1 rRNA gene is annotated in these 1,715 nt (G+C 48.3%); it reads right to left on the reverse strand.

Annotation, left to right across the window (positions count from 1 at the left end):
* Window positions 1–15: 15 nt before the first annotated feature.
* Window positions 16–1,533 (reverse strand): 16S ribosomal RNA (locus tag C8P70_RS13570).
* Between the last annotated feature and the right edge of the window lie 182 nt (window positions 1,534–1,715).

A 1,715-nucleotide genomic window follows, 5' to 3' on the forward strand; every position in this document is an offset into this window, starting at 1 on the left:
CTTTTGGCGCTCTAGAAAGGAGGTGTTCCAGCCGCACCTTCCGGTACGGCTACCTTGTTACGACTTAGCCCCAGTCACCAGTTTTACCCTAGGCAGCTCCTTGCGGCGACCGACTTCAGGTACCCCCAGCTTCCATGGCTTGACGGGCGGTGTGTACAAGGCCCGGGAACGTATTCACCGGATCATGGCTGATATCCGATTACTAGCGATTCCAGCTTCACGGAGTCGAGTTGCAGACTCCGATCCGAACTGTGACCGGCTTTGAAGATTCGCATCCACTCACGTGGTAGCTGCCCTCTGTACCGGCCATTGTAGCACGTGTGTAGCCCAGGTCGTAAGGGCCGTGATGATTTGACGTCATCCCCACCTTCCTCGCGGTTTGCACCGGCAGTCTTGCTAGAGTTCCCGACATGACTCGCTGGCAACTAACAATAGGGGTTGCGCTCGTTATAGGACTTAACCTGACACCTCACGGCACGAGCTGACGACAACCATGCAGCACCTTGTATCTTGTCCGAAGAAATACCTGTTTCCAGGTAAGGCAAAACACATTTAAGACCTGGTAAGGTTCCTCGCGTATCATCGAATTAAACCACATGCTCCACCGCTTGTGCGGGCCCCCGTCAATTCCTTTGAGTTTCATTCTTGCGAACGTACTCCCCAGGTGGGATACTTATCACTTTCGCTTAGCCACTCAATCCGAAAATCAAACAGCTAGTATCCATCGTTTACGGCGTGGACTACCAGGGTATCTAATCCTGTTCGCTACCCACGCTTTCGTTCATCAGCGTCAATAAATAATTAGTAACCTGCCTTCGCAATTGGTATTCCATGTAATATCTATGCATTTCACCGCTACACTACATATTCTAGTTACTTCACTACTATTCAAGCCATACAGTATCAAAGGCAAGTTCTCAGTTGAGCTGAGAGATTTCACCCCTGACTTATAAGGCCGCCTACGAACCCTTTAAACCCAATAATTCCGGATAACGCTCGGATCCTCCGTATTACCGCGGCTGCTGGCACGGAGTTAGCCGATCCTTATTCCTACAGTACCGTCAAATATCTACGCGTAGATACATTTCTTCCTGTATAAAAGCAGTTTACAACCCATAGGGCAGTCATCCTGCACGCGGCATGGCTGGTTCAGAGTTGCCTCCATTGACCAATATTCCTCACTGCTGCCTCCCGTAGGAGTCTGGTCCGTGTCTCAGTACCAGTGTGGGGGATCTCCCTCTCAGGACCCCGAATCATCGTCGCCTTGGTGTGCCGTTACCACACCAACTAGCTAATGATACGCATGCCCATCTTTCACCGATAAATCTTTATTATTTAAATGATGCCATCCAAATAATCCATGGAGCATTAATCCGGATTTCTCCGGGCTATTCCCCTGTGAAAGGTAGGTTGCATACGCGTTACTCACCCATCCGCCGGTCTCAGGAAACCGAAGTATCCCTACCCCTCGACTTGCATGTGTTAGGCCTGCCGCTAGCGTTCATCCTGAGCCAGGATCAAACTCTTCATCGTAGTCTTTTTGTTTTGTTAAGCTCGGTATTATACCTTACTCTCTCTTTTTTGTATGCTGTTGTCCAATATGTCTATGATCGTATTTTTTTCAAACTCTAAAACTCTGTCTTTAAAAACAGCGCCTTTGTATCTGAAAGCGGATGCAAAAGTAGTATTCTTTTTTTAAATTGCAAATCTTTTTT

Source organism: Myroides indicus (assembly GCF_004364575.1).
Taxonomy (GTDB): domain Bacteria; phylum Bacteroidota; class Bacteroidia; order Flavobacteriales; family Flavobacteriaceae; genus Flavobacterium; species Flavobacterium indicum_A.